Source organism: Phycicoccus jejuensis (assembly GCF_000720925.1).
Lineage (GTDB): Bacteria > Actinomycetota > Actinomycetes > Actinomycetales > Dermatophilaceae > Phycicoccus > Phycicoccus jejuensis.
Genome location: NZ_JOEE01000003.1, coordinates 270,934 through 297,365, shown reverse-complemented (window position 1 = coordinate 297,365; position 26,432 = coordinate 270,934). Strand labels below are relative to the sequence as shown.

Below are 26,432 nucleotides of genomic sequence, written 5' to 3'. Positions count from 1 at the left end.
TCGGCAAGAGGGGCTCGCTAGCCTGTGGATGTCACGGGTGACGAACCAGCGCCGGGTGGACCTCCGCGGGAGGTCGCCCGGCCCGGAGGGGGACCATGAGGTGGGAGGGGCTGTTCGCGGACCTCGAGGGCCAGCTGGCCGCCGAGGAGCGCCGCGAGCTCGACAGCGAGGTCGCCGAGCGGACCCGGCGTGAGCGGGCGCTCGTCGACCTCACCGCCCGGCTCCTCGCCGGCGTGGGGACGGAGGTGTCGCTCCTCGTCGAGGGCGGACGGAGCCTCACCGGCACGCTGAGCGACGTCGGTGACGGATGGTTGCTGCTCGGCGACGGCGGGCGGGAGCGACTCCTGCCGCTGCACGCGGTGGTCACCCTCACCGGCCTGCCACCGCACGCGGACCCGGGCCGCACCGCCCGCCGCTTCGGGCTCGGTCACGCCCTCCGGGTCCTCGCGCGCGACCGTGCGACCGTCGCGGTCGCGCTGGCCGGCGGGACCTCGCTCGTCGGCACGGTCGACGTCGTCGGCTCAGACCACCTCGTGCTCGCCGAGCACCCCGACGGGGAGCCCCGCCGCCGCGCGAACGTCCGCGCCGTGAGCGTCGTCCCGTTCGCCGCGCTGCGCGTCGTCGAGTCGCGCCGATGAGCCGCTCAGCCCTCGGTGGGGGCTCCCTCGCCGGCCTCGCCGCGCGTCGCGACGAAGTCACGCGTCTGCGCGTACATCCGCTCGATGTAGGCCTCGAGCTCGCTCGTCTCGACCCGCCACTGGCCGCGCCCGCCCACCTTGATGGCCGGCAGGTCACCGCTGCGCACGAGGGCGTAGGCCTGGGCCGCGGAGACATCGAGGATCTCCGACACCTCGGTCAACGGGATGAAGCGCTTCGGCACGCGGCCAGTCTGCCACCGGCCGGCCCGGCTCCGGCAGCGTCCTCCACAGCGCCGCCTCCGGCGACCCGTCGTCCACAGGTCGGCGCGACGGACCTGCGCGCCGCGCGCCGCTCGGGCAGGATCCCGGCATGACCGATCTGCCCGCACCCACCGCCTCGCGCCTGCGGGCCCCGTCGTGGCGCGACTCCCGGTTGCTGGTCGGTGTCCTGCTCGTCCTCCTCTCGACGGTGGCCGGCTCGCTCGTCGTGGCGCGCGCGGACGACCGGGTCCCCGTGTGGGCGGCGGCCCGTGCCATCACGCCCGGGCAGCGGCTCGTCGCCTCCGACCTCACGGTGGTGCAGGTCCAGCTCGGCGACAGCGCGGCCGGCTACGTCGCCGCCGACCGGCCCCTCGCGGCCGACGCCTACGCGCTGCGCGAGCTGCGGACGGGCGAGCTGCTGCCCCGCAGCGCCGTTGGCGACGCGTCCGCCGTCGGCGTGCAGCAGGTGGCCCTGCGGGTCGACGGCACCTCGGCGGCCGCCCTGCGGCGCGGGTCGCTCGTCGACGTCTACGTCAACCGGCCCGAGGACGGTTCGGGCGGGGTGGGGGTCACCCGCTACGCCGGGCCCGAGCGCGTCCTCCAGCGCGTGTCGGTCGCCGCGGTCGCCGAGGACGACGGCGTGCTCGCCGGTGCCGAGCAGACCCGGCCGGTGCAGGTGATGGTGCCGAGTGCCGACGTCCGCGACCTCGTGTCCGCCGTCGACGACGGTGCCCGCATCACGCTCGTCCCGGTGCCGGGTGGCGCCCCGTGACGACCCTCCTCACCGCGCTCACGCATCGCCACGAGGCCCACCTCGTCGAGGTCCTCGGGGCCGCCCGCGGGCTGACGCTCGTCCGGCGCTGCGCCGACCTCGCCGAGCTCCTGTCGGCGGGGGCCGCCGGGGTCGCGCGCGTCGCCGTGGTCTCGCCCGACCTGCGCGGGCTCGACCGGGACGCGCTGCGGCACCTCGCCGGCCACGGGGTGCGGGTCGCGGGGCTGGTCGCCGCCGACGACGAGGAGGGGGAGCGCCGCCTGCGGCAGCTGGGGGTCGCCACGCTGCTGCACCCCGACGACGGCCCCGACGCCATCGAAGCGGCGTTGTCGGCGCTCGCGGACGCCACGACCTCGCGCCGGCCCGACGACGAGGACCCGACGCAGGACGACCCGGTGCCCGAGGCGCCCGGACGCCCGACGCCCGTGACGGTGGTCTGGGGGCCGACCGGCGCGCCGGGGCGCACGACCGTCGCCGTCACGGTGGCGGCGGCCCTCGCGGCCGACGGTGTCCGCACCCTCCTCGTCGACCTCGACACGTGGGGGGCGTCGGTGGCGCAGGTCCTGGGCCTCGTCGACGAGGCGCCCGGGGTGGCGGCCGCCGCCCGCGCCTCCGAGCAGGGGACCCTCGACGTCCCGGCGCTGGCCCGCCTCGCGCCCGAAGCGCTCCCGGGGCTGCGGGTGCTCACCGGGCTGCCCCGCGCCGACCGGTGGCCGGAGCTGCGGACGGCCGCGGTCGAGGACCTCCTGCGCCTGGCCCGCGGGATCGTCGACCACGTGGTCGTCGATGCCGGCTTCGCGATCGAGGACGACGAGGAGCTGAGCTACGACACCGCCGCCCCGCGCCGCAACGCCGCGACGCTGGCCGCCCTCGAGGCCGCCGACGCCCTCGTCGTCGTCGGCGCCGCGGACCCGGTCGGGCTCCAGCGGCTGGTCCGCGCCGTCCAGGAGGTGGCGCTCGTCGCCGCGCCCCCGCCCCTCGTCGTCGTCAACAAGGTCCGGGCCTCGGCCGCCGGGCCGCGGCCCGAGCGCACCATTCGTGACGTGCTGGGGCGCTTCGCCGGCCTCGAGGAGGTGCGGATGCTGCCCTGGGCGCCCGACGACTGCGACGAGGCCGTGCTGACCGGCCGCACGCTCACCGAGGCCCGGCCCCGTGGCGCGCTGACCCTCGCCCTCACGGCGCTCGCCGCCGCTCTCGACCCCCGCTGCGCCGACACGTCGACCACCGCCCGTCACGGCCGACGGCGCCGGGCGGCGGTCTGACACCATAGGGCCGTGGCCGACCGACTCAGCGCGCTCGACGCGTCCTTCCTGCGCCTGGAGGACGCGACCACCCCGATGCACGTCGGCTCGGTCATGGTCTTCGACGTGCCGGCCGAGGGCTTCGACTACGCGACGCTCGTCGACCTCATCAGCGAGCGCATCGCCCACGTCCCGCGCTACCGCCAGCGCATCAAGACCGTGCCCGCCGGCCTCGGCAACCCGGTGTGGGTCGACGACCGCTCGTTCGACCTCAGCTACCACGTGCGCCGCAGCGCCCTGCCGCGTCCCGGCTCCGACGAGCAGCTCGAGGAGCTCGTCGCCCGCATCCTGCCGCGCCCCCTGGACCGCTCGCGCCCGCTCTGGGAGGTCTACCTCGTCGAGGGACTCGCCGACGGCCGCTTCGCGATCATCACCAAGAGCCACCACAGCCTCGTCGACGGCGTCAACGGCGTCGACATCGGCGGCGTCATCGTCGACGGCCGCCCGGGCGGTGGTGACGGTGTCCTCGCGACGTGGCGGCCGCGCCCCGAGCCGACGTCCGCCGAGCTCCTCGTCGGCGCCCTCGCCGAGGTCGTGCGCACCCCGGGTCAGCTCGTCGACACCCTCCGCAGCGGCGCCGTCGACGTCGCGCGCACCGCCGGCAAGGTCGCGTCGGTGGCGGGCGAGGTCGTCTCGACCCTCGCCCGCGTCTCCGCCCGCCCGGCGCCCGACTCGCCCCTCAACGCCTCCGTCGGCCGCGCCCGCCGCTACGTCATGGTCGGCACCGACCTCGACGACTACCGCACGGTGCGCACCCGCTTGGGCCAGGGCTCCTTCGCCGACGAGGTGACGGTCAACGACGTCGTCCTCGCCACCGTCGCCGGTGCGTTCCGGTCCTGGCTGCTGACCCGTGGCGAGCCCGTCTACCCCGGCACCACCGTCCGCGCGCTCGTGCCGGTCTCGGTGCGCCCGGCCGACGACGCCCCGGCCGACGTCGGCGCCGAGGTCACCGCCTGCTTCGTCGACCTGCCCGTCGGCGAGCCCAAGGCCTCGATGCGCCTGCACCAGATCGCCTTCTCGATGCGCCAGCAGACCGAGGGCGGGGGACGCCGGGCGGTCTCGGCCGAGGCGCTCGCCGGGGTCGGCGGCTTCGCGCCGCCGACGCTGCACGCACTCGGCGCGCGGCTCGGCGGGATGGTCTCGCGCCGGCTGCACAACGTCGTCATCACCAACGTCCCCGGCCCGCAGACGCCCCTGTACGCCGACGGCGCGCAGATGGTCGCGACCTACCCGGTGACGCCGCTCGGCGCCGGGCAGGCGCTCTCCATCGGGCTGACCTCCTACGACGGCGGCGTCTACTACGGCCTGTACGCCGACCGCGACGCGATGCCGGACGCCGACGTGCTCGGCCGCGGCATCGTCGACTCGCTCCAGGAGCTGCTCGACGCCCCCCGCCCGCGCGGCCGCCGGCGCGCGTGAGCGACCCCACGAGGAGGACCCGATGGCCCTGACCCGCGTCTACCTGCCGCTCACCGCGGCCGACCTCGAGGCGCTCGCCGACGGCCGCGACCTCGGCACGCCCCCGGTCCCCGCGCACGGCGTGACGCCCGCGCTCGGCACGCCCGGCCTCGTCACCGACGAGGAGGAGCTCGAGCACCTCGCCTGGGAGGCCGCGGCCGACGAGGCCGAGGCGCTGCGCGACGGCGACGAGCGCCGCGTCGTCGCGTCGGCCGACCTCGACGCCGGCGTCGTGTCCGTCCCGGCCGACGCCGACGTGCCCTCGCGCGTCGAGCTGCTCGCCGTCGTGCCGCGCTCGCGGATCGTCTCCTTCCACGTCGACGAGTCGGCCGGCGACACCGGCACGGCCGACCTGCTGTGGTTCGACGTCACCGAGCTCGGCGACGTCCTCGACCTCCTCGCCCGGGACTGAGGCTCTGCCCGGCCCGCCCGGGGCGAGTTGCGTCCGCCCGAGGCCGGGCGCGAGAGTGGGGCGTCCCGACATCGTGACCCGAACGAGGTGCCCCACCCCATGGACGCTGTGACCCAGGTCCCCGCCCCCACCAACGAGCCCGTCCGCGACTACGCGCCGGGCAGCCCCGAGCGCGCGGCCGTCGAGCAGGCCCTCGTCGAGCTCGCAGCCGAGCGCCACGAGCTGCCGCACACCATCGGCGGCAAGCGCGTCATGGGCGGGGGGAAGAAGTTCGAGGTCCGCCAGCCGCACAACCGTCGTCACGTCCTCGGTGTCTCCAAGGGCGCCACGAAGGCCGACGCGGTCGCCGCGGTCGACTCTGCGCGTGCCGCGGCCCCGGGATGGCGCGACCTCTCCTTCGACGACCGCGCCGCCATCCTCCTCAAGGCCGCCGACCTGCTCGCCGGCCCGTGGCGCGCGCGGCTCAACGCCGCGACGATGCTCGGCCAGAGCAAGACCGCCTACCAGGCCGAGATCGACGCCGCGTGCGAGCTCATCGACTTCTGGCGCTTCAACGTGCACTTCGCCCGCCAGATCATGGCCGAGCAGCCGCCGGCCAACAGCGCCGGCGTGTGGAACCGCAGCGACCACCGCTCGCTCGAGGGCTTCGTCTACGCGGTGACCCCGTTCAACTTCACCGCCATCGCCGGCAACCTCCCGACCGCGCCGGCGCTCATGGGCAACACCGTCGTCTGGAAGCCGTCGCCCACGCAGCAGCTCGCCGCGCAGCTGACGATGGAGCTGCTCGAGGAGGCGGGGATGCCCCCGGGCGTCATCAACCTCGTGACCGGTGACGGCGTCGCGGTCTCGGACGTCGTCCTGTCGCACCCCGACTTCGCCGGCCTGCACTTCACCGGATCGACCGCCACGTTCCAGTCGCTGTGGCGCACCATCGGCGAGAACCTCACCGGATACCGCCACTACCCGCGCATCGTCGGCGAGACCGGCGGCAAGGACTTCGTCCTGGCCCACCCGAGCGCCGACGTCGACGTCCTGCGCACCGCCCTCATCCGGGGTGCCTTCGAGTTCCAGGGCCAGAAGTGCTCGGCTGCGTCGCGCGCCTACGTGCCGCGCTCGCTGTGGAAGAAGATGCGCGACGACCTCGTCCAGCTGACCGACGGCATCCCGATGGGCGACGTCACCGACCTGTCGAACTTCATGGGCGCGGTCATCGACGAGCGCGCGTACGCCAAGCACGTCGCGGCCATCAACCGCGCGCACGCGACGAGCCACCTCGACGTCGTCGCCGGCGGCACCTACGACGACTCGCAAGGCTGGTTCGTCCGCCCGACGATCGTCGAGAGCAGCGACCCGACCGACGAGATGTTCACGACCGAGTACTTCGGCCCGATCCTCGCGGTCCACGTCTACCCGGACCGCCAGTACGACAAGGTCCTCGACCAGATGGAGTCCGCGGCGCCCTACGCGCTGACCGGCGCCGTCATCGCCCAGGACCGCGCGGCGGTCGCCGACGCGATGCACCGCCTGCGCTTCGCCGCCGGCAACTTCTACGTCAACGACAAGCCGACCGGCGCCGTCGTCGGCCAGCAGCCGTTCGGCGGCGGGCGCGCCTCCGGCACGAACGACAAGGCGGGCTCGGCGGCCAACCTCATGCGCTGGACCTCGACGCGCTCGATCAAGGAGACGTTCGTCCCGCCGACCGACCACCGCTACCCGCACATGGGCTGACCCCCCCCCAGCCCCACCTTTTCGGGGTCACCCCGAAATGTCCACGAGACCCCGGCTCCGAGCCGGGGTCTCGTCGACGTTCCGGGGTCTCGCGCCGCCCCGCACCCTCACCCTCCTCGTGGCGCGCTACACCGCAGTAGGTGTCGTGATCACGACGCTGACTGCGGTGTAGCCCGCGTCGTCAGCGCCCGAGGCGCTCGCGCAGCAGGCCGACCTCGACGTCGACCGCGGCGTTGATGGGGTCCGCCGCCGCCTTCTCGATCTTGCCGCCGACGAAGGGGACGTTGGCCTTGAGCTCGGTGTCGAGGACCTCGGCCGAGCCGCTGCCGTCCGGCTCGAGGCGCAGCGTGCCCTTGAGCGTCAGCGGCGCGCCCTTGACGTGCAGGTCGACGACGGCCTCGCGGGAGCCGTCGGCGGCCGGGGCACCCCAGTCGTAGCTCTCGATGACGGTGAGCGTCGCGCCGACGAAGGAGCGGGCGACGTCGGGCAGGCCGTCGGCCGGCAGCTCACGCGTCGTCGCGACCCGGTGCCCGACGGCGCTCTGCGTGACGTCGGCGCTCCACGCGCCACCGCCGGTCGTCGCCTCGCACTTGGCCTCCTGGAAGCCGCGGTCGGTGAGCAGGGCGTAGACCTCCTCGGGGGTCGCGTCCAGCCGCTCTCGCCTCGTCAGTCGCACTCGGTCCGTCCTCGCAGGTCGCAGGAGGGCGGGCCGCACCGGGCCCGCCTCGGGTCCGGCGATCCTCTCACCCGCGCCGCAGCGTGTGGGAGAGCGCGGCGAGGCGCTCGGTCGAGGCACGCAGGTCGGCGAGGAGCAGGTCACGCCGTCGTCGGTGCTGGTGCAGCACGAGGGTGAGCTCGGCCGCGATGCGCTCGGCCGCCGCGTCGCCGTCGGCGACCGCGCCCGCGTCGGCCTCTCCGCGCACGCCCCACGCGGGCACGACGCGTCCGTCCCGCACGACGAGCCCGGCGGCCGCCGCGCGCTCCTCGACCCTTCGGCCCCGCGCCACGAGGTCGGCGAGGTCGGTCGCGCGGTCCTGCAGCTCGCGCCCCATCCGCTCGAGCTCCTCGGCCGTGGTGACGGCCGCCGCGGCGACCTCGGCCCCGCGACGCCGCGTGGCGACCGATGCGCGCCCGGGCCAGCCGTCGCCGAGCTCCTCGACCGGCGGGCCGAGCGCACGGCCCGATGCCGCCAGCCGTCGCGCGACCTCGGCCACCGCAGCGGCGCAGGCCGAGAGCGAGGCCGGGTCGCCGGGGACGACGCTCATCGCCGGGCCTCGTCGTCGCGCCACGCGGGCAGGGGGATGACGGGTGCCGTCGCGCCGGGCGCCTCGGCCCGGGTCGGAGCAGCGTGCGGTGCCAGCGCGGCGGCCACCTCGTCGGCGGCCTCGCCGAGCGCGCGCAGGGTGTCGGCGGCCTGGTCGAGCCAGTCATCCAGGACGCGCTGCGGGCGCGGCTCGCCGGTGACGACGAGGCACGCGAGCAGGTCGTCCTCGGCCGCGGGCAGCAGGCCGCGCAGCGCGTCGAGCCGGTCGAGCGCGGTCCGGGCGAGCGAGGGGTCGGGACCGAGGGGCACAGCGCCACGGTAGCCACATCGGTCACACCGGCCGCGCAGTTGCCCACAGGCTCCCCGCGCCGCGTAGCGTCGCCGCGTGAGCACTCACGACATCGGCGCCGACGCCGCGGCCCTGACCGCCGAGCTCGTCGCCACCGACTCGGTCAACCCGGGCCTCGTGCCCGGCGCCGCGGGCGAGGCCGCGGTCGTCGACCTCCTGGACCGGCGGCTGGCGGCGTCCGGCTTCGACACCCACCGCGTCACGCCGTCCGACCACCCCGACCGGCCGAGCCTGCTCGCCGTCGGCCCGGGGGAGCCCGGGACGCCGTGCCTCGTCCTCACCGGCCACGTCGACACGGTCGGCACCGACGGGATGGACGCGCCGTTCACTCCGGTCCTGGACGGCGACCGCCTCGCCGGCCGCGGGGCCTGCGACATGAAGGGCGGCGTCGCGGCCGTCGTCGTCGCCGCCGAGGAGCTCGTGCGCCGCACCGCGCCGGTGCGCGTCGTCCTCGCGCTCGTCGCCGACGAGGAGGACCTCAGCCTCGGCACCGAGGCCGTCCTCGAGGCCCTCCCGCGCCTCGGCCTCGCCCCGGACGCCGCGCTCGTCGCCGAGCCGACGTGGCTGGCCCGCACCGCCTCCCTGCGCGGCTACGCGGTCGCCGAGGTCACGCTGACCGGCCGGGCCGCGCACTCGTCCCAGCCGGAGGAGGGCGTCAACGCCGTGGCCCACCTCGGGCGCCTGCTGGCCGCGGTCGAGGAGCGCGGCCGCCACGTCGCGGCGTCCGGCGGCTCGCTCATGGTCACCGTGGCCTCGGGCGGCGAGTCGCCCTTCGTCCTCGGCCGCTCGGCCCGCGCGGTCGTCGAGCGACGCACGGTGGCGGGCGAGGCCGCCGACTGCGTGCTCTCCGAGCTCGACGAGCTCCTCGACGGGCTGCGCGCGGACGACCCCACGGTCGACGCCCGCGTGCGGCTCGTCGTCGCCCGCGAGGCCTGGCGGCTCGACGACGCCGGGCCGGCGGCAGCGTTCGCCGACTCCCTCGACGCCGCGCTCACCGCCGAGGGCGTCGAGCAGCCCCCGCCCCTCGACGCGCCCTACTGGATGGAGGCGCCGCTCTGGCAGGCGGCCGGCGTGCCGGCCCTCGTGTGTGGCCCCGCGGGCGGGGGACTCCACGCCGCCGACGAGTGGGTCGACCTCGGGCAGGTCCGCCGCTTCACCCGCGCCCTCGTGGCCGCGGCCGAGTCGTGGGGGAGCGCCCGTGCCGACTGACCCGCGCGGGCTGCGGTCGGACGCACCCCTGCTCGATGCCTGGCTGCGCTTCCACGAGGAGGCGCCGACGCCGTTCACCATCCCCGGGCACAAGCAGCGCCACGACCTCGTCGGCGACGTCGTGGCCGGGGACGTCCCGCTCTACGCCGGCCTCGACACGATGAAGCTGTCGCGCGGCGTGCTCCACGACGCCGAGCGGCGGGCGGCGCGGGCCTGGGGCGTCGACCTCTGCCGCTTCTCGGTCGGTGGCTCGACGCACGGCAACCAGGCCGTGGCCCTCGCTCTCGGGCGCCCCGGTGACGAGGTCGTCGTCTCGCGGACGCTGCACCGCTCGATGCTCCTCGGGCTCGTCCTCGCCGGGTTCGTGCCGGTCTGGGTGCGTCCCGAGGTCGACCCGGCCCACGGGCTGCCGGTGGGTGTGGCCCCGACGGCGGTCGACGCCGCCCTGCGCGAGCACCCCCGCGCCGTGGCCGTGCTCGCCGGCGACCCCTCCTACGTCGGCACCGTCGGCGACGTCGCCGGCCTGGCGCGGGTCGCCCACGCGCACGACGTACCGCTCGTCGTCGACGCGGCGTGGGGCGCCCACCTCGGCTTCCACCCCGACCTGCCGCCGCACGCCCTCGCCCTCGGCGCCGACGTCGTCGTCACGAGCGCGCACAAGGCGCTGCCGGCGGTCTCGCAGGGTGCCCTCGTCCTGGCCAGGTCCGGCCGCATCGACCCCCGCCGCCTCGACGCCGGCGTGGAGGCGACGGCCACGACGAGCCCGGCCGGCGGCATCCTCGCGTCGGTCGACGCGGCGCGGGCCCTGCTGGAGCGTGACGGCGCGGCGCTGCTCGGGCCGGTCCTCGAGGCGGTCGACGCCGCCCGCGCGCGGCTGGGCGAGGTCGACGGGCTCGTCGTCCTCGACGGCCCGGGCACCGACCCCCTGCGGCTGACCCTCGTCCTGCCCGGCACCGGCGCCGACGGCAACGCCGTCGAGGCCGACCTCCTGCGCCGCGGCCTGCCGCTCGAGATGGCCGACCGCGACACCCTCTGCGCGATGGTGACGCTCGCCGACACACCCGCCGGCGTCGCCGCGCTCGCCGACGCGCTGCTCGAGTCCCTCGCGCGTCGGCGCGGCCCGGCCCGCCCCCTTGCCCCGAGCGGCGTCTGGGCGGTCGACCCGGAGACCGCCAGCACGCCGCGCGAGGCCTTCTTCGCCCCGCGCGAGACCGTGCCGCTGGAGGCCGCCGTCGGCCGGGTGAGCGCCGAGCTCGTGGCCCCCTACCCGCCCGGCGTCCCGGTGCTGGCGCCCGGCGAGCGCGTCACCGTCGCGTCCCTCGACGCCCTGCGCGCCGCCCGCGCGGCGGGCAGCCGCATCGCCTACGCCGCCGACCCGAGCCTGGCCACGCTCGACGTCGTAGCTCACTGAGCCGGGGTCGACGACCGCGCACGAACCGTCCCGCCGACGAGACACCCGCGCCGCAACCCCGGGCGGCCCCGGCGAGCGCGGGTGGATAGGCTCGGTGGCACCCACGAGGACGTGGCCACCGCGCGTGCGGTGCCACCCGCGACGAAGGAGTGCCACCGCACCATGTCGACCGCCCCGGCCACCCACCGCGAGGAGATCCTCGCGCCGATCGCGGCAGCGTACGAGGAGCTGGCACCCGACGGCTGGGGGCGCGACTTCCTCGAGCGGTACTTCCGCCACACGCCCCTCGACGAGCTGACCTCGCGCACGCCGGACGTCTTCGCGGGGGTCGCCCACAGCCACCTGCGCCTCGCCCGCACCCGCCCCCCGGGCACCGCCAACGTCCGCGTCTACAACCCGAGCAGCGACACCGACGGCTGGTCCAACCCGCGCACGATCGTGCAGGTCGTCACCGATGACATGCCCTTCCTCGTCGACTCCGTCACCGGCGCCCTCGTCCAGGCCGGCATCGACATCCACCTGATCGTCCACCCGCAGCTCGTCGTCGTCCGCGACGCGGTCGGCGAGCTGACCTCGGTCGCCGACCGCGACATCACGAAGGGCTTCCGCAGCGGGGCCGTCGGCGAGCTCGCCGAGTCCTGGATGCTGCTCTCGATCGACCGCGAGAGCGACGAGGAGCGGCGCGCCGAGATCGAGCGCACCATCCGTGAGGTGCTCGAGGACGTGCGGCAGTCGGTCGAGGACTGGCCGAAGATGCGCAGCCGCTGCCTCGTGCTGGCGGCCGAGCTCGAGGGCGGCCAGGCCGCCGGGGTCGACCCCGAGGAGGTCGCGCTCGCCGTCCGCTTCCTGCGCTGGATGGCTGATGACCACTTCACCTTCCTCGGCTACCGCGAGTACACCCTCGACGAGCGCGGCGGCGGCGAGGTCATCGCACCGGTCACCGGCACGGGTCTCGGTCTCCTGAGGGCCGATCCGCCGCTCGGCGCCGACCCGGACCTCCTCAGCCCCGAGGCGTCGCACATCGCGCACACCCGCGAGCTGCTCGTCCTCACGAAGGCCAACTCGAAGTCGACCGTCCACCGCGTCGCCCACCTCGACTACGTCGGCGTCAAGACGCTCGACGAGCGCGGCGAGGTCGTGGGGGAGCGCCGCTTCCTCGGCCTCTACGCGTCCACCGCGTACACCGAGTCGGTGATGCGCGTCCCGCTCGTCGCCGAGAAGGTGCAGGCGGTCATCGACCGCTCGGGGCTCGCCGCCGACAGCCACACCGGCAAGGACCTGCTCGAGGTCCTCGAGAACTACCCGCGCGACGAGCTCTTCCAGGCCGGCGTCGAGAACCTCTACGAGACGGCGCTCGCGGTCACGCAGCTGCAGGAGCGACGCCGCACCAAGCTCTTCATCCGCGAGGACGACTTCGGCCGCTACGCCTCGTGCCTCGTGTTCATCCCGCGCGACCGCTACAACACCGCCGTGCGCCTGCGGATGGCCGACATCCTCAAGGACACCTTCGGTGGCGTCGAGGTCGAGTTCTCGGCGCGGGTCAGCGAGTCCGCCCTCGCCCGACTGCAGTTCGTCGTCCGGGTCGCGAAGGGCCAGCGCATCCGCACCCTCGACCGCGCCGAGCGCGATGCCCTCGAGCAGCGCCTCGTCGAGACCAGCCGCACCTGGGCCGACCGCCTCGGCGACGCCCTCGTCACGAAGTACGGCGAGGAGGACGGCGACCGGCTGATGAGCCGCTTCGGCCGGGCGTTCCCCAACGCCTACGAGGAGTCGTTCTCGGTCGTCCAGGGCATCGCCGACATCAGCCACCTCGACCGGCTCGGCGCCGACCGGGGCACGAGCGTCGCGCTCTACCGGCCGCTCGGGGCGCCGGACGACATCCGCCGCTTCAAGCTCTTCCGCGTCGAGCCGCTGTCGCTCACCGACATCCTGCCGATCTTCACGCACATGGGCGTCGAGGTCGTCGACGAGCAGCCCTTCCAGGTCGAGCGCGGCGACGGCTCGTCCCTCCACGTGTACGACTTCGGCCTGCGCGTCCCCGACCACGAGATGTGGGACTCCTGCTCGCACGACCGGCTGCGCGACCTCTTCGAGGAGGCCGTGGCCGCCGTCTGGGACGGCCGGGCCGAGTCGGACGGCTTCAACAAGCTCGTCCTCGGCGCGCAGCTGACCTGGCGCCAGGTCGTCGTGCTGCGCACCGTCGCGAAGTACCTGCGCCAGACCCGGGCCACGTACTCGCAGGACTACCTGGAGGACGCGCTCGTCGCCCACCCCGGGATCGCGCGCGACCTCGTCGAGCTGTGGGAGACCCGCTTCGACCCCGACGCGTTCACTGCCGACGAGGTCGGCACGATGGCGCGCGACGAGGCCGAGGAGGAGGTCGCCCGGCGCGTCACCGAGGCCCTCGACGACGTCTCGAGCCTCGACCACGACCGCATCGTCCGTGCCTTCCTCGGCGTCATCCGCGCCGGGCTGCGCACGAACTTCTACCAGCGCGGCCGTGACGGCGCCGACCACCACGCGTACGTGTCGGTCAAGCTCGACCCGCGCGCCGTGCCCGACCTGCCCGCTCCCAGACCGCAGTTCGAGATCTTCGTCTACAGCCCGCGGGTCGAGGGCGTGCACCTGCGCTTCGGCCCGGTTGCCCGCGGTGGCCTGCGCTGGTCGGACCGGCGCGAGGACTTCCGCACCGAGGTGCTCGGCCTGGTCAAGGCGCAGATGGTCAAGAACGCCGTCATCGTGCCGACCGGCTCCAAGGGCGGCTTCTACGCCAAGCAGCTGCCCGACCCCGCCGTCGACCGCGAGGCGTGGCTCGAGGAGGGCAAGGCGGCCTACCGCCTCTTCATCTCGGGCCTGCTCGACGTCACCGACAACCGCGTCGCCGGCGCCGCCGTCCCGCCCGAGCGCGTCGTGCGCCACGACGGCGACGACACCTACCTCGTCGTCGCGGCCGACAAGGGCACCGCGACCTTCTCCGACATCGCCAACGGCGTCGCGCAGTCGTACGGGTTCTGGCTCGACGACGCCTTCGCCTCCGGCGGCTCGGCCGGCTACGACCACAAGGCGATGGGCATCACCGCCCGCGGCGCCTGGGAGTCGGTCAAGCGGCACTTCCGCGAGATGGGCCACGACACCCAGACCGAGGACTTCACGGTCGTCGGCGTCGGCGACATGAGCGGCGACGTCTTCGGCAACGGGATGCTCCTCTCGGAGCACATCCGGCTCGTCGCGGCGTTCGACCACCGGCACGTGTTCGTCGACCCCAACCCGGACGCGGCCACCTCGTTCGCCGAGCGCCGGCGGCTGTTCGACCTGCCGCGCTCGTCGTGGGACGACTACGACCACACGCTCGTCTCCGAGGGCGGCGGCATCTTCCCGCGCACGCTCAAGTCGGTGCCGGTCTCGCCGCAGATGCGCGAGGCCCTCGGCCTCGCCGACGGCGTGCGGTCGATGACGCCCGCCGAGCTCATCCACGCGATCCTCCTCGCGCCGGTCGACCTGCTGTGGAACGGCGGCATCGGCACCTACGTCAAGGCCTCGACCGAGGACCACCTCGAGATCGGCGACCGCGCCAACGACGCGATCCGCGTCAACGGCGACGAGCTGCGGGTCAAGGTCGTCGGCGAGGGCGGCAACCTCGGTCTCTCGCAGCTGGGTCGGATCGAGGCGGCGTTCCACGGGGTGCGCGTCAACACCGACGCGATCGACAACTCCGCGGGCGTCGACACCTCCGACCACGAGGTGAACATCAAGATCCTCCTCGGCGAGGTCGTCCGCGACGGCGGCATGGACATCGCGCAGCGCAACGAGCTGCTCGCGTCGATGACCGACGACGTCGCCGAGCACGTCCTGCGCGACAACTACGAGCAGAACGTCCTGCTCGGCAACGCCCGCGCGCAGGAGCACGGGATGGTCAGCGTCCACGAGCGCTTCATGCACTGGCTCGAGGACCGCGGGCTGCTGGACCGAGGGCTGGAGTTCCTCCCCGTCGACAGCGAGCTCGAGAAGCGGCAGAACGCCGGCCTCGGCCTCAAGAGCCCCGAGTTCTCGGTGCTCGTCGCCTACGCCAAGCTCGCGCTCAAGGAGGACATCCTCGCGAGCTCCATCCCCGACGACCCGTACTTCGAGGCGACGCTGGCGGAGTACTTCCCGCCGCCGATCCGCGAGCGCTTCTCGGGCCAGCTCGGCGAGCACCCGCTGCGCCGCGAGATCATCACCAACTCGGTGGTCAACTCGATGGTCAACCGCGGCGGCATCACCTTCGCCTACCGCGCGCAGGAGGAGGCCGGCGCGACGCCGGAGCAGGTGACGCGGGCCTTCGTCGTCGCGCGCGAGGTGTTCGGCCTGGCCGACTTCGTGCGCCGCGTCGAGGCGCTCGACAACGTCGTGCCGACCTCGGCGCAGACGGCGCTCTACCTCGAGTTCCGCCGGCTGCTCGACCGCACCGTGCGCTGGTTCCTCTCGGCGCGGCCCTCGCAGCTCGACATCGGCGCCGAGGTCGAGCGGTTCGCCGGCGTCGTCCAGGAGCTCGCGCCGACGGTGCCCGACCTCCTGCGCGGCACCGAGCGGACGCGGTTGGACGAGAACGCCGCCCGGCTCCAGGAGGCCGGCGTGCCGGAGGACCTCGCGGTGCACGCGGCGTCGCTGCTCGACCAGTTCTCGCTGCTCGACATCACCGACATCGCCGCCGACACCGGCCGCGAGCCGACCGACGTCGCCCCGCTGTACTACCTCGTGTCCGAGAAGTTCGGCATCGACGGCATGCTCGGCAAGGTCACCCGCCTGCCGCGCGAGGACCGCTGGGACGCCCTGGCCCGTGGCGCGCTGCGCGACGACCTCTACGCCGTGCTCGAGTCGCTGACCCGCTCGGTCATCGAGACCTCGGGCTCGGCCGACGTCGACGCGCACGACCCGGCGGCGCAGTACGCGGCGTGGCGCGAGGCCAACGGCGAGTCGGTCGACCGGGCGACGTCCGCGCTCGCGGGCATCGTGCGGCTCGAGCAGCCGAACATCGCGGCCCTGTCGGTCGCGCTGCGGACGCTGCGCTCCGTCATCCGGGTGGGCGCGTCGAGCTGACCACGCGTGACCTAGGCTCGGCGGCGTGAGCACGCTCGCCGAGATGCTGCGGACGACGTCGGACCTCGAGCCGATGGAGTCCGAGTGGCTGCACCTCCTCGCGGGGGACTGGCAGCTCGTCGCCGACCTGTCGTTCGCCGACCTCGTCCTCTGGGTGCGCGGCGGCCTCGACGGCTGGCGTGCCGTCGCGCACGTCCGCCCGAACACCGGTCCGATGGTGTTCTACGACGACATCGTCGGGCGCGGCTCGACCCGCCAGCGGGCGGCGATGCTCGACAACGCCGCCCGCCAGCGCCGGATCGTCGCCGCCCCCGTGCCGACGGTCCGCGAGGACATGTCGATCCGCGAGGACGCCGTGCCGGTGCTGTGCGGCGAGCGGGTCATCGCGGTTGTCACGCGCCACACCAACCTCACCGGCGGGCGCACCCCGAGCCGCCTCGAGCTGACCTACCGCGACCTCGCGGACTCGATCCTGCGGATGGTCGCCACGGGCGAGTTCCCGTCGCCGTCGGCCCCGACCGGGCTGCGCCGCGGCGCCCCGCGGGTCGGCGACGGCGTCATCCACCTCGACCCCGACGGCGTCGTGCGCTACGCCAGCCCCAACGCGGTCTCGGCCGTGCACCGGATGGGCCACGTCGGCGACGTGATGGGCGAGACGCTCGCCAAGGTCGTCACCGACCTCGTCGCGGCGGGGGAGCGGGCGGTCGACGAGTCGCTGGCCGTCGTCGTCATGGGCCGCGCGTCCTGGCGCACCGAGGTCGAGACGGCGAGCGCGACGGTGACGATGCGCGCCATCCCCCTCACGTTGAACGGGGTGCGGACCGGCGCGATGATCCTCCTGCGCGACGTCTCCGAGCTGCGCCGGCGCGAGCAGGAGCTGCTGACCAAGGACGCGACGATCCGCGAGATCCACCACCGGGTGAAGAACAACCTCCAGACGGTCGCCGCGCTGCTGCGCCTGCAGGCCCGCCGGGTGCCCCAGGAGGACGCGCGGGCGGCGCTCGACGAGGCGGTGCGCCGGGTGGCGGTCATCGCGACGGTGCACGAGACGCTGTCGTCGGGCTTCGACGAGACCGTGTCGTTCGACGAGATCGCGCTGCGGGGCCTGCGCGCGGTCGTCGAGGTCGCGGTGCGCGAGCACCACGTCGACAGCCGCTTCGAGGGCTCGTTCGGGCGGGTGCGCGCCGAGGACGCGACCGCGTTGGCGATGGTCATCTCCGAGCTCGTCCAGAACGCCATCGAGCACGGGCTCGAGGACCGCGACGGGTCGATCGTCGTCAAGGTCGACCGTCGGCCGGCCGACGGCGGGGACGAGCTGACCGTGTCGGTCACCGACGACGGCGCCGGCCTGCCCGCGGGTTTCCGCCCGGGGATGGCCGGGCTCGGCACGAAGATCGTCACCTCGTTCGTCCAGGACCTGCGCGGGCGCATCCGCTGGGAGAACACGCTGCCGCACGGGACGAAGGTGGAGTTCGTCGCAAAGCTGCGCCCGCTCGGCGGCCGCTGACTCGCGGCGCCGGGCGGGCGCAGGCGGTGGTGCTGGTGGGGGCTGTCGTCAGCCGGCGCGGCGGGCGCGGGCGTTCCGGCGCTTGAGGGCGCGGCGCTCGTCCTCGGACATGCCGCCCCAGACGCCGGCGTCCTGGCCGGACTCGATCGCCCACTTGAGGCAGGTGTCGAGGACCTCGCAGCGACGGCAGACAGCCTTGGCCTCCTCGATCTGAGCGATCGCCGGGCCGGTGTTCCCGATCGGGAAGAACAGCTCGGGGTCCTCGTCGAGGCAGGCAGCGCGGTCGCGCCAATCCATGGATGGAGCTCCTTGGTCGGGGTCACAGAAGTCGGTCGAGCACCGGCAGTGAGGGGTGGGCTGCAGGGTTCGTCATGCGGTGGGATGCGCCCTTGCAGCCCGGTGACGGACGTGTTTCGCACAGACGTCCGTGGCGTTACTCTACCGTGACGTACCCAATCGCGGCTAGGGGATACCCCCGGTCGTTCCGGGTGTCGGTGCTCACCACGGCTCAACGGGTGGACGGGGGCCACGTGTTCCCGAGGGGTGGGGTAGGACCACGAGACGCCCGAGCGTAGCGCTCGCCTAGGCTGCTGCGGTGCCTCCGCAACCGCCTTTCGACGCGGCCCCGGCGCCCACGCCCGGGCCCCGACGCGTCGCCGCCGCGCTCTGCGGCGTGCAGTCGCTCGCGCTGCTCGGGTTCGCCGCGTTCTACGTCTACGAGCTGGCGATCGGGGAGGGCAGCGACGCCGGCCGGGTCGTGATGTCGGCCCTGCTCATCCTCCTCGGCGCGGTCGGCCTCGGGCTGCTCGCCAAGGGCTGGCTCGGCGAGCGTCGCTGGCCGCGTACCCCCACCGTCGTCTGGGACCTGCTGCTCCTGCCGGTCGGTGCGAGCATCCTCCAGGCCGGGCGCACCGGCCTCGGCTGGGGCGTCCTCGGCCTCGCCCTGGCCACCCTCGGCGCGGCGCTGCTGGCGCGGGTGCCGGACGTGGAGTTCGACGACCCCGCCTGACGGCGTCCCAAGCGGACGGCGACCCACTCGACGGATGGCCGCCGCCATCACCGACGAGGTGGCCGCCCGCCTGCTGAGCCGACGGGTACCGCTCGGGATCAGGCGCTCCGGAGCGGCTGGATGAGCTCGAGCGCGTCGCCGAGGTGGTCCTTCTCGATCTCGAGGTCGTAGCGGGTCTGCAGGTTGAGCCAGAATCGGTCGGTGGTGGCGAAGTAGCGGGACAGGCGGAGCGCGGTGTCCGCGGTGATTCGGCGCTTGCCGTGCACGATCTCGTTGATCCGCCGCGGGGGGACGCCGATGGAGACCGCCAGCCGGTGCTGGGTGACTCCCAAGGGTGCGAGGAACTCCTCGAGGAGAACCTCGCCCGGGTGGATGGGCGCGATGGTCACCATAGGTGCCTCCTTCGGGCTAGTGGTCGTCGACGATCTGGACGTCTTCGGGACCGGCCGGCGTCCACACGAAGCAGATGCGCCACTGCTGGTTGATGCGGATGCTCTGCTGACCCGTACGGTCGCCCTTGAGCGCTTCCAGCCGGTTGCCGGGTGGAACCGTGAGGTCGTCCAGGGCCTCGGCCGCATCGAGCATGACGAGCTTGCGGAGGGCGACACGTTCGATGCGGGGATCCAGCGTCCTGGTGTGTTGTCGTGCCCAGAGCCGTTCGGTGGGGGTGTTCCCGAACGACCTGATCACTGGACGAGCATAACGCCACGCGTTATGCGCTGGCCAGAGCCGAACAGCGGCTCCGAAGGTCGCTCGGCGCGGCCGCCGGCGTGTTCTTCCCGCGGCACGGCGGAGGACATCGACGTCACGCTGCGGTGGTAGTTGCGCCGGATTCGGCCGTGGTCGCCGGCTCGTGGTCGTCCGCACCGTCCGCGAGCACCTGCAGGGGGGTGGCCTCGCCGTCGACCACGAGCAGGCCGCGCCCCGGCGGACCTCCGGTGGCGCGTGCGACGGCCGCGCGGGGGATGCCGACGAGGGCAGCGTCGTCGAGGGCCGGCTGGAGGAGCACGGCCGAGCCCAGCCGGGCCACGGTGACGTCGAGCCCGCGCAGGCGACCCGCGAGCACGCGCGAGGGGGAGGAGACGGCGAGTGCGCCGCCGTCTCGCTCGACCAGCGAGGCGATCTCGTCGAGGACGCGGCCCATGTCCGTGTGGTCGAGCAGGTGGACGTCGTCGACGAGGACCAGCAGGTCCGGATGGGCCCGCCGGAGGTCGACGAGCCGCTCGGCGTCGTCGGGGCCGAGCACGGGCCACGGGGGCGGAGGGCCCTCCGGTACCGCCAGGGACGGCATCGGGCGCACCGTCGGTCGGCCCGTGACGAGCACGAGCGGTCGGCCTCGTCCGACGCTCGAGCGAGCCAGCACCCGTAGGGCGGTGGTCCGTCCGGAGCGGGAGCGCCCGGTCACGAGGAGCAGCCGCCCGTGCTCCGCCGGGCGCCAGGAGAAGGCGGCGGCCCGGGGGCCGGCGAGGCCGACGAGGAGACCGTCGTCCGGTGGCGCGGCCGGGTCCTCCGGGACATCGGCGCGGTCGACGCGGGTCGGCAGGGGCCGGTAGGTCCAGGGCAGGGTCGGCGGAGTCGTGACGGCGGACCCGCCCGCCGCGGCGACGACATCGTCGGGTCCGACGAGGAGCACCTGCACCTCACGGTGGTCGGGGGCCCGCCATCCGCGGCCGGGAGGGGCGGCCGACGGCGTCGGCGTCGCCGGGAGCCCGAGCAGGGCGGCGTCGAGGGCGTCGGGCCGACCCAGGAGGAGCGTCTCGCCGCCGAGCGCGGCCCACGTGGGGCGCAGCAGGTCCCGTCCGCCTGCGAGGAGCGCGTGCACGTCCGTGTCGCGCACGAGGCGCAGCACGCGCTCACGCCCCGAGGTGGCCGGGCCGGGGTCGTCCTCGAGCCGGTCGACCCCGTCGACGACGAGCAGCGTGGTCGATCCGTGGACGGAGCCCGACGACTGCTCCAGCCGGGACAGCAGTGCGTCGACGCCCACCGGGTCGGTCGGGTCGACCACAGAGCCCACCTGCGGGAGCGCCGCCAGCTCGCCGAGACCGGGTGGCGCGATGAGGTGTATCTCGAGCGGCTCGTCGTGAGCAGCGACAGCCGCGAGGACGAGCGCGCGCAGAGTGGCTGTCCGCCCGCTGCGCGAGGGTCCGACGACGCGCCACGTCGGGGTGCCCGACGACCAGACCCATGCGCAGCGTCGCTGGCGGTCGGGCTCGTCGACGAGGGCCACCGTGCCGGCCGGGTGCTCGGCGGCCGGGGCCACGGCGGGGAGCGGCGGCATCCACGGGCGGCGCGGCGGCGTCGAGCCCAGGGCACGTGCGGCCCGTCGGACGAGGTCGACGACCGCACGGACCTCGGTGTCACGCCCCGTCACGGCATCCTCTCCCTGCGGAGCCGCCGACGGCGGGTGGGGGGCCGGCTCAGGGACCCGGCCACCGGCCGCGGCACGGACCCGGACCTGGGGCGGGCGCGTGTCGGCGGGTGCGACGAGGGCCGCCTGGAACGGGCGCAGGACGCCGTCGCCGCCCCGACGCACACCACGGCCGGGACGGTCGGGAGGGACCAGCGCGGCGTCGTCCGACTCGACGACCAGGCACGAGTCGGCCCGGTCGCGGACGCGGAAGGCGATCCTCAGGGTGACGTTCGCCTGGATCTCGGCCCCCAGCGTCCCCGTGGGGCGCTGCGTCGCGAGGACGAGGTGGATGCCGAGCGAGCGGCCTTGCGCGGCCAGGCGGACGAGGGAGCCGACCGCGTCGGGGTGCGCGTCGACGAGGGCCCGCACCTCGTCGACGACGACGACAAGACGGGGCAGCGGTGCGGCGTCGTGGCCGGCCAGCCGCCGGGCGGCGTCGATGTCGGAGGCCCCGAGGTCTGCGAGCACCTGCTCGCGGCGGCGCAGCTCGGCAGCGAGGGAGTCGAGCATCCGGTCGACGAGGTGGCTGTCGAGGTCGGTGACGAGACCGACCACGTGGGGCAGGTCCACGCACGGACCGAACGCCGCCCCACCCTTGAAGTCGACGAGCAGCAGGGTGACGTCGTCGGGGGAGGAGTCCAGCGCGAGGCCGGTCACGAGGGTGCGGAGGAGCTCGGACTTCCCCGAGCCGGTCGTGCCGCCGACGAGGACATGGGGACCGTCCCGGTGCAGGTCGAGGCTCCACGGACCGTCTGCGTCGACCCCCACGGTCGCGGTCGGCGCCGTCGCGGTCGCCCACCGGCGCAGCACCGCGTCCGGGTCGGTACCCAGCCCGAGCAGCTCGCTGCTGCGCGCCACCGCGGGCAGGAGGGCCCGGCCCGGCTCGTCCGGGCGCAGGGGGGCCAGGGCGCGGACGAGGCGGTCGAGCCACCCCTCCGAGGTCCCGTCCGCGACCAGCGCGGCCGCGGTCCCCGGGCCCGTGAGGGTGTACCTCCCCCCGCCGTCGTGCCGCAGCACGGCGGCGGAGCCGGTCGGGGCCGGTCCCGGCCCGGCGGAGAGGCAGAGCCCTCCGTCGGCGAGCGTGCCGGCGATCCGGGGCGCCGCGTCCGGCACGGCGGAGTCGGGGACGACGAGCAGCCGGCGCCCGGAGCCGTGACGGTGGGGGAGCAGGTCCAGCACACGCCATCCCCCCGGGTCCGCCGGGCGCACGAGCTCCAGCGAGACCGACTCGGGGCCGTGGGCGACGACGACCTGTCCCACGAGATGTCGGAGCAGGGCGGCGCCGTCGAGGGCAGGGCCCTGGACGTGCAGCGCGCCGACGCGGCTGAGGTCGAGGCGGACCGGTGCGTCGTCGAGGTGGGGATGGTGCTCGGCGCCCTCGGGGTCGGTCACCGTCAGGCCGGCGTCCACGCGACCCAGCCCCAGCCGCAGGACGGGTCCCTCCGCTCCCGACCACAGGCGCGGACCACCGTGCACGGCGGTCGTCAGCACCTCGTGCGCGTCGGGATGGTCCGCGAGCAGCACGGCGCGCTCCGACTGCAGGGCGGCTGTGACCGTCTCCCGGTGCCGGGCGAGCGACTCGGCGTGCTCGGCGAGGGCTCGGCGGTGCCGCCGCCGTCCTCCCACCCGGTCGCCGACCCCCGTGCTCAGGAGGACGACCGGACCGAGCAGCGCGAACGCGAGAACCTGGGGGCCGATGAAGAAGGCCAGGCCGACGACGATCGGCAGGGGAGCCAGCGCCGCCACCCACGGGAGTCGGGCACGGGTCGGCGGGGTCGGCGTGCGTGGCGCCGTGAGGGTCGGGGCCTGCCGACGGGGGGCGGGCGTGATGCCCACCGGGACCCGGGCGGTCCCGTCGCCGGGATGGTGCCGTGGGGGGCCCGGGGCCGGAGCCCGCCGCAGCCGCAGGGTGGTCGCGCCGACCCGCACCTCCGAGCGGGTGTCGATCTCGGCCACACCGTCGAGGGGACGTCCGTCGACCCACACTCCGTTGGTCGAGCCCTCGTCCCGGACCCGGACGCCCGAGGGGTCTGCGTCGATGCGGCAGTGCACGCGGCTGAGCGAGGGGTCGGCGAGCCGCAGGTCGGCGAGCTCGGCACGACCGACGCTGAGGCCGGGAGGCCGCAGCGGCACCGCCCGGCCGGCGTCGGGCCCGCCCACGGTCGTCAGGAGCATCGCCGACGACGACGCGCAGGCGGGACGCCCGCCGGAGCCCGGGGTCGATCCTTCCCCGGTCTCGGCGACGACGAGCGAGACGCCGTGCAGCAGGGGTGGTGCGCCGACGGGAGCGGACACGGGCACCCGCTCACCCTCGTGGAGGAGCCCGGGCACGGGGATGCCCAGGTGTTCCGCGAGGGCCTGCCGGAGGTCGTCCGCGGTCGCGGCGCCATTCCACGCGACCACGACCTCGACCGCCTCGTGGCGGCGAGGGACGTGGACGGTGGCGGTGAGCTCCATGGCCGGGACGCTAGACGCGACGTCCGACCCGGCCGCAGGGTTTTCCACAGGTGTCCGGTCGGGGGGTCGCGCTCCGGGCCCGCTCGGTGTTGGGTGTACCCCAGAGCACGGACCGGGGGCGGTCCACGGGAAAGGGGTCGGGCCGGACATGGATGCCGTGCGTGCGCTGGAGACGGAGGTCCGCGAGCTGCTCCGTCGCTCCAACCTGGACCCGCTCCGTGACGAGCCCGCCGTGCGTCGTCTCGTCCAGGACGCCGTCAGCGACTACGACGAACGGTCCATGCACGGCGGGATGGCCGTCATCCCGGATCTGGCTGCCGCGTCGAAAGCGGTGTGGGACAGCGTTGTCGGCTTCGGCCCGCTGCAGCAATACTTCGACGACCCGCACGTGGAGGAGATCTGGGTCAACGAGCCCTCACGAGTGTTCGTCGCGCGCGACGGCGTCGCGGAGCTGACGACCACGCTCCTCACCGCCGACGAGGTCCGCGACCTCGTCGAGCGGATGCTGAAGTCGTCCGGGCGTCGTGTCGACCTCAGCTCGCCCTTCGTCGACGCCGTCCTGTCGGACGGCAGCCGGCTGCACGTGGTGATCCCCGACATCACCCGCGAGCACTGGTACGTCAACGTCCGCAAGTTCGTCGTCAAGGCCGACTCGATGGACGACCTCGTCCGGCTCGGCAGCCTCACCGGACAGGCGGCCCGCTTCCTCGAGGCCGCCGTCGCGGCCGGTCTCAACATCCTCGTGTCCGGTGGCACGCAAGCAGGCAAGACCACCCTTCTCAACTGCCTGGCGTCGGCGGTGCCCGCGCGCGAGCGCGTCGTCACGTGCGAGGAGGTCTTCGAGCTGCGCATCCCGCACCGGGACGTCGCGGCGATGCAGTGCCGCCAGCCGTCGCTCGAGGGCACGGGGGAGGTCCCGCTGCGGCGGCTCGTCAAGGAGGCGCTGCGCATGCGCCCCTCCCGGATCATCGTCGGCGAGGTGCGCCAGGCCGAGAGCCTCGACCTGCTCATCGCGCTGAACTCGGGTCTCCCGGGCATGTGCACGATCCACGCCAACAGCGCGCGCGAGGCGGTGACCAAGATGTGCACGCTGCCGCTGCTCGCCGGCGAGAACGTCTCGGCGCGCTTCGTCGTCCCGACCGTCGCCTCGTCCATCGACCTCGTCGTGCACGCCGCCCTGGAGCGCGACGGGAGGCGCACCGTCCGCGAGATCGTCGCGGTGCCGGGTCGCGCGGAGGAGGACGTCGTCGAGATCGCCGAGCTCTTCGTGCGTCGCGGCGGCGACCTGGTGCGGGCCGACGGGTTCCCGCCCCACGAGGACCGATTCGAGCGCGCGGGCCACGACCTCGCGGCGCTGCTGGCCCGAGGCTCGTCGTGAACGGGTTGGTCCCGGGGCTGGGCTTCGGCATCGGTGCCTTCCTCGTGTGGTGGAGCTGCTGGGTGCCCGAGCCGGGCGAGCGCCGCCGAGGTCGCCTCGCCGGTCCGGTCGAGGTGCTGCGCGACGAGGTCGTGCAGGCGGGGTTCCGCGGACTCGGCGTCCGGACGCTCCTCGGCTCGTGCGTCGTCGCGTTCGTCCTCGTCCTGGCGCTCGGGTGGTTCGTCGTCGGAGTCCTGCCGATCGCCGTCTGCTTCGCATCTATGGCGGGGGCGCTGCCGCTCCTCGTGGTGCGACGTCGCGCCCGCAGGCGCCGTGCGGTGCTGCGCGACCTCTGGCCCGAGGCGGTCGACAACATCGTGTCGGCCGTCCGCGCCGGGATGGCCCTGCCCGAGGCCCTGGCCCAGCTCGGCGACCGTGGTCCGGAGGAGCTGCGCGAGCCGTTCCGACGCTTCGCCGAGGACTACCGGTTGACCGGGCGCTTCTCCGACTGCCTCGACCGGCTCAAGGAGCGATTGAGCGACCCCGTCGGCGACCGGCTCGTCGAAAGCCTGCGCATCGCCCGCGAGGTCGGCGGCAGCGACCTCGGTCGGTTGCTGCGCACGCTCTCCGGCTTCCTCCGCGAGGACGCCCGCACGCGCGCAGAGCTCGAGACGCGGCAGTCGTGGACGGTCAACGCTGCCCGGCTCGCGGTGGCTGCCCCGTGGGTCGTCCTGGCGATGATGTCGACCCGCCCCGAGTCGGTGCAGGCGTACGCGACCAGCCTCGGCGCCGGCGTGCTCGCCGCTGGTGCTCTGGTGACCGCGGTGGCCTACTGGGTCATGATGCGCATCGGGCGGCTGCCCGAGGACCAGCGGGTCCTGCGATGAGCGACCTCGCGCGCACCGGTGCGCTGCTCGGGCTCCTGGCCGGGATCGGGCTCCTGCTCGTCTGGGTCCGGTTGCCGCGCAACCGCCGCCGTGGGCTCGCGGACCGGGTGCTGCCCTACCTGCGCGACACCCCACGTCCGTCGAGGCTTCTCGACGACCGTGTCACTGGCGGGGTGCTGGCCTCGGTCGCCGCTCCCGTCCTCCGCGACCTGGGCCGGGGTGTCGAGCGAGTGCTGGGAGGTGCGGCCTCGGTCCGCAGCCGCCAGCTGAGGGCGGGCTGGACCGCCGACGTCGACCGCTTCCGTGCCGAACAGGTGCTGTGGGGCATCGGGGCCGCGGTCGTCACCGCGACCACGGGCACGCTGCTCGTGCTCGCGCGTGGTGGCTCGTCGCTCACCGTCGTGCTGCTCACCGGGATCGGCTTCGGGCTCGGGGTGACCGGCGCCGACTACCTGCTGACCGTGCGCGCCGTCCGTCGAGAGCGCCGCATGCTCGCTGAGTTTCCCACCGTCGCAGAGCTGCTCGCGCTCGCCGTCGGGGCGGGCGAGGGAGCGGTGGGCGCCCTCGAGCGGGTCTGCCGCCTCTCGCAGGGAGAGCTCGCCGCCGAGCTCCGGCGCTGCCTGGCCGACGCGCGCGCCGGAGCCAACCTGCCGACGGCGCTCCAGGGGCTGGCCGACCGGACCGGCCTACCGAGCCTGCGGCGTTTCGTCGACGGGGTGGTGGTCGCGGTCCAGCGCGGCACGCCGCTCGCCGAGGTGCTCCGGGCCCAGGCGCAGGACGTCCGGGAGGAAGGACGCCGCGCGCTCATGGAGGCGGGGGGCAAGAAGGAGATCGCGATGATGGTCCCCGTCGTGTTCCTCATCCTGCCCGTGACCGTGCTGTTCCTCGTGTTCCCGGGCTACAGCTTCTTCCGCTTCACGATCTGA

22 protein-coding genes are annotated in these 26,432 nt (G+C 74.7%); 14 read left to right on the top strand and 8 right to left on the bottom strand.

Annotated features, from left to right (window positions below):
• Positions 1–95 precede the first annotated feature (95 nt).
• Complete coding sequence (locus tag IG69_RS0107700) at positions 96–638, top strand: hypothetical protein (protein ID WP_030527582.1); 543 nt, start codon at positions 96–98, stop codon at positions 636–638.
• A gap of 5 nt (positions 639–643) precedes the next feature.
• Here IG69_RS0107700 and IG69_RS0107695 read toward each other — a convergent pair whose 3' ends face one another.
• Positions 644–880, bottom strand: a complete 237-nt coding sequence (locus IG69_RS0107695; protein WP_030527581.1) for a helix-turn-helix domain-containing protein — start codon at positions 878–880, stop codon at positions 644–646.
• Between the two features lie 128 nt (positions 881–1,008).
• Between IG69_RS0107695 and IG69_RS0107690 the strand changes: the two genes are divergently transcribed.
• From IG69_RS0107690 to pruA, 5 genes are all read left to right on the top strand, one after another.
• Complete coding sequence (locus IG69_RS0107690; protein WP_030527580.1) at positions 1,009–1,671, top strand: SAF domain-containing protein; 663 nt, start codon at positions 1,009–1,011, stop codon at positions 1,669–1,671.
• Positions 1,668–2,933 (top strand): nucleotide-binding protein, encoded by a 1,266-nt coding sequence (locus IG69_RS0107685; RefSeq protein WP_030527579.1) that lies wholly within the window; start codon positions 1,668–1,670, stop codon positions 2,931–2,933. Before IG69_RS0107690 ends, IG69_RS0107685 begins: the two co-directional genes overlap by 4 nt.
• A 12-nt stretch (positions 2,934–2,945) precedes the next feature.
• Positions 2,946–4,391: a WS/DGAT/MGAT family O-acyltransferase gene (locus IG69_RS0107680; RefSeq protein WP_030527578.1), complete on the top strand. Its 1,446-nt coding sequence runs from the start codon at positions 2,946–2,948 to the stop codon at positions 4,389–4,391.
• Positions 4,392–4,413: 22 nt separating this feature from the next.
• Entirely contained in the window at positions 4,414–4,842 is a 429-nt protein-coding gene (locus IG69_RS0107675; RefSeq protein WP_030527577.1) for a DUF6912 family protein, read from the top strand.
• 99 nt (positions 4,843–4,941) lie between these two features.
• Entirely contained in the window at positions 4,942–6,570 is a 1,629-nt protein-coding gene (gene pruA, locus IG69_RS0107670; protein WP_030527576.1) for an L-glutamate gamma-semialdehyde dehydrogenase, read from the top strand.
• Between the two features lie 181 nt (positions 6,571–6,751).
• On the opposite strand, the gene IG69_RS0107665 is transcribed toward pruA, so the two are convergent.
• The 3 genes from IG69_RS0107665 to IG69_RS0107655 form a co-directional block, all read right to left on the bottom strand.
• Positions 6,752–7,246, bottom strand: coding sequence for a DUF2505 domain-containing protein (locus tag IG69_RS0107665; protein ID WP_036829410.1), 495 nt, complete (start codon positions 7,244–7,246; stop codon positions 6,752–6,754).
• Between the two features lie 67 nt (positions 7,247–7,313).
• Positions 7,314–7,835, bottom strand: a complete 522-nt coding sequence (locus tag IG69_RS0107660) for a hypothetical protein (RefSeq protein WP_030527574.1) — start codon at positions 7,833–7,835, stop codon at positions 7,314–7,316.
• The gene (locus IG69_RS0107655) at positions 7,832–8,143 is read right to left on the bottom strand and encodes a hypothetical protein (RefSeq protein WP_030527573.1); all 312 of its coding nucleotides are present in this window, start codon (positions 8,141–8,143) and stop codon (positions 7,832–7,834) included. The genes IG69_RS0107660 and IG69_RS0107655 overlap by 4 nt, the downstream gene beginning before the upstream one ends.
• A 76-nt stretch (positions 8,144–8,219) precedes the next feature.
• Between IG69_RS0107655 and IG69_RS0107650 the strand changes: the two genes are divergently transcribed.
• The 4 genes from IG69_RS0107650 (at position 8,220) to IG69_RS0107635 (ending at position 17,386) form a co-directional block, all read left to right on the top strand.
• On the top strand, positions 8,220–9,392 hold the full coding sequence (locus IG69_RS0107650; RefSeq protein WP_051750341.1) for a M20/M25/M40 family metallo-hydrolase: 1,173 nt from the start codon (positions 8,220–8,222) through the stop codon (positions 9,390–9,392).
• The gene (locus IG69_RS23095; protein ID WP_030527571.1) at positions 9,382–10,803 is read left to right on the top strand and encodes an aminotransferase class I/II-fold pyridoxal phosphate-dependent enzyme; all 1,422 of its coding nucleotides are present in this window, start codon (positions 9,382–9,384) and stop codon (positions 10,801–10,803) included. Before IG69_RS0107650 ends, IG69_RS23095 begins: the two co-directional genes overlap by 11 nt.
• A 162-nt stretch (positions 10,804–10,965) precedes the next feature.
• Positions 10,966–15,879 carry an NAD-glutamate dehydrogenase gene (locus IG69_RS0107640; RefSeq protein WP_030527570.1) on the top strand — a complete coding sequence of 1,638 codons (4,914 nt, stop codon included), beginning with the start codon at positions 10,966–10,968 and terminating at the stop codon, positions 15,877–15,879.
• A gap of 25 nt (positions 15,880–15,904) precedes the next feature.
• Positions 15,905–17,386 (top strand): sensor histidine kinase, encoded by a 1,482-nt coding sequence (locus IG69_RS0107635; RefSeq protein ID WP_030527569.1) that lies wholly within the window; start codon positions 15,905–15,907, stop codon positions 17,384–17,386.
• Between the two features lie 48 nt (positions 17,387–17,434).
• On the opposite strand, the gene IG69_RS0107625 is transcribed toward IG69_RS0107635, so the two are convergent.
• A complete protein-coding gene (locus IG69_RS0107625; RefSeq protein ID WP_030527568.1) occupies positions 17,435–17,683 on the bottom strand; it encodes a WhiB family transcriptional regulator in 249 nt (82 codons plus the stop codon).
• Between the two features lie 298 nt (positions 17,684–17,981).
• On the opposite strand from IG69_RS0107625, the gene IG69_RS0107620 reads away from it, so the two are divergent.
• Positions 17,982–18,395 carry a hypothetical protein gene (locus IG69_RS0107620; protein WP_051750340.1) on the top strand — a complete coding sequence of 138 codons (414 nt, stop codon included), beginning with the start codon at positions 17,982–17,984 and terminating at the stop codon, positions 18,393–18,395.
• A gap of 98 nt (positions 18,396–18,493) precedes the next feature.
• On the opposite strand, the gene IG69_RS0107615 is transcribed toward IG69_RS0107620, so the two are convergent.
• From IG69_RS0107615 to IG69_RS0107605, 3 genes are all read right to left on the bottom strand, one after another.
• Positions 18,494–18,787, bottom strand: coding sequence for a HigA family addiction module antitoxin (locus IG69_RS0107615; protein ID WP_030527566.1), 294 nt, complete (start codon positions 18,785–18,787; stop codon positions 18,494–18,496).
• Positions 18,788–18,803: 16 nt separating this feature from the next.
• A complete protein-coding gene (locus IG69_RS0107610) occupies positions 18,804–19,085 on the bottom strand; it encodes a type II toxin-antitoxin system RelE/ParE family toxin (RefSeq protein ID WP_030527565.1) in 282 nt (93 codons plus the stop codon).
• A gap of 115 nt (positions 19,086–19,200) precedes the next feature.
• Positions 19,201–23,262 (bottom strand): FtsK/SpoIIIE domain-containing protein, encoded by a 4,062-nt coding sequence (locus IG69_RS0107605; protein ID WP_030527564.1) that lies wholly within the window; start codon positions 23,260–23,262, stop codon positions 19,201–19,203.
• A gap of 148 nt (positions 23,263–23,410) precedes the next feature.
• Here IG69_RS0107605 and IG69_RS0107600 point away from each other — a divergent pair, with 148 nt between their 5' ends.
• The 3 genes from IG69_RS0107600 to IG69_RS0107590 are packed head-to-tail and all read left to right on the top strand — an operon-like array spanning position 23,411 to position 26,432.
• Positions 23,411–24,640 carry a TadA family conjugal transfer-associated ATPase gene (locus IG69_RS0107600; protein WP_030527563.1) on the top strand — a complete coding sequence of 410 codons (1,230 nt, stop codon included), beginning with the start codon at positions 23,411–23,413 and terminating at the stop codon, positions 24,638–24,640.
• Complete coding sequence (locus IG69_RS0107595) at positions 24,637–25,506, top strand: type II secretion system F family protein (RefSeq protein ID WP_030527562.1); 870 nt, start codon at positions 24,637–24,639, stop codon at positions 25,504–25,506. The genes IG69_RS0107600 and IG69_RS0107595 overlap by 4 nt, the downstream gene beginning before the upstream one ends.
• On the top strand, positions 25,503–26,432 hold the full coding sequence (locus tag IG69_RS0107590; protein WP_030527561.1) for a type II secretion system F family protein: 930 nt from the start codon (positions 25,503–25,505) through the stop codon (positions 26,430–26,432). The genes IG69_RS0107595 and IG69_RS0107590 overlap by 4 nt, the downstream gene beginning before the upstream one ends.

Coding starts and splice junctions, on each gene's coding strand:
- IG69_RS0107700 (WP_030527582.1), top strand. CDS start 96: ATGAGGTGGGAGGGGCTGTTCGCGGACCTCGAGGGCCAGCTGGCCGCC.
- IG69_RS0107690 (WP_030527580.1), top strand. CDS start 1,009: ATGACCGATCTGCCCGCACCCACCGCCTCGCGCCTGCGGGCCCCGTCG.
- IG69_RS0107675 (WP_030527577.1), top strand. CDS start 4,414: ATGGCCCTGACCCGCGTCTACCTGCCGCTCACCGCGGCCGACCTCGAG.
- pruA (WP_030527576.1), top strand. CDS start 4,942: ATGGACGCTGTGACCCAGGTCCCCGCCCCCACCAACGAGCCCGTCCGC.
- IG69_RS0107660 (WP_030527574.1), bottom strand. CDS start 7,835: ATGAGCGTCGTCCCCGGCGACCCGGCCTCGCTCTCGGCCTGCGCCGCT.
- IG69_RS0107640 (WP_030527570.1), top strand. CDS start 10,966: ATGTCGACCGCCCCGGCCACCCACCGCGAGGAGATCCTCGCGCCGATC.
- IG69_RS0107625 (WP_030527568.1), bottom strand. CDS start 17,683: ATGGATTGGCGCGACCGCGCTGCCTGCCTCGACGAGGACCCCGAGCTG.
- IG69_RS0107615 (WP_030527566.1), bottom strand. CDS start 18,787: ATGGTGACCATCGCGCCCATCCACCCGGGCGAGGTTCTCCTCGAGGAG.
- IG69_RS0107605 (WP_030527564.1), bottom strand. CDS start 23,262: ATGGAGCTCACCGCCACCGTCCACGTCCCTCGCCGCCACGAGGCGGTC.
- IG69_RS0107600 (WP_030527563.1), top strand. CDS start 23,411: ATGGATGCCGTGCGTGCGCTGGAGACGGAGGTCCGCGAGCTGCTCCGT.
- IG69_RS0107590 (WP_030527561.1), top strand. CDS start 25,503: ATGAGCGACCTCGCGCGCACCGGTGCGCTGCTCGGGCTCCTGGCCGGG.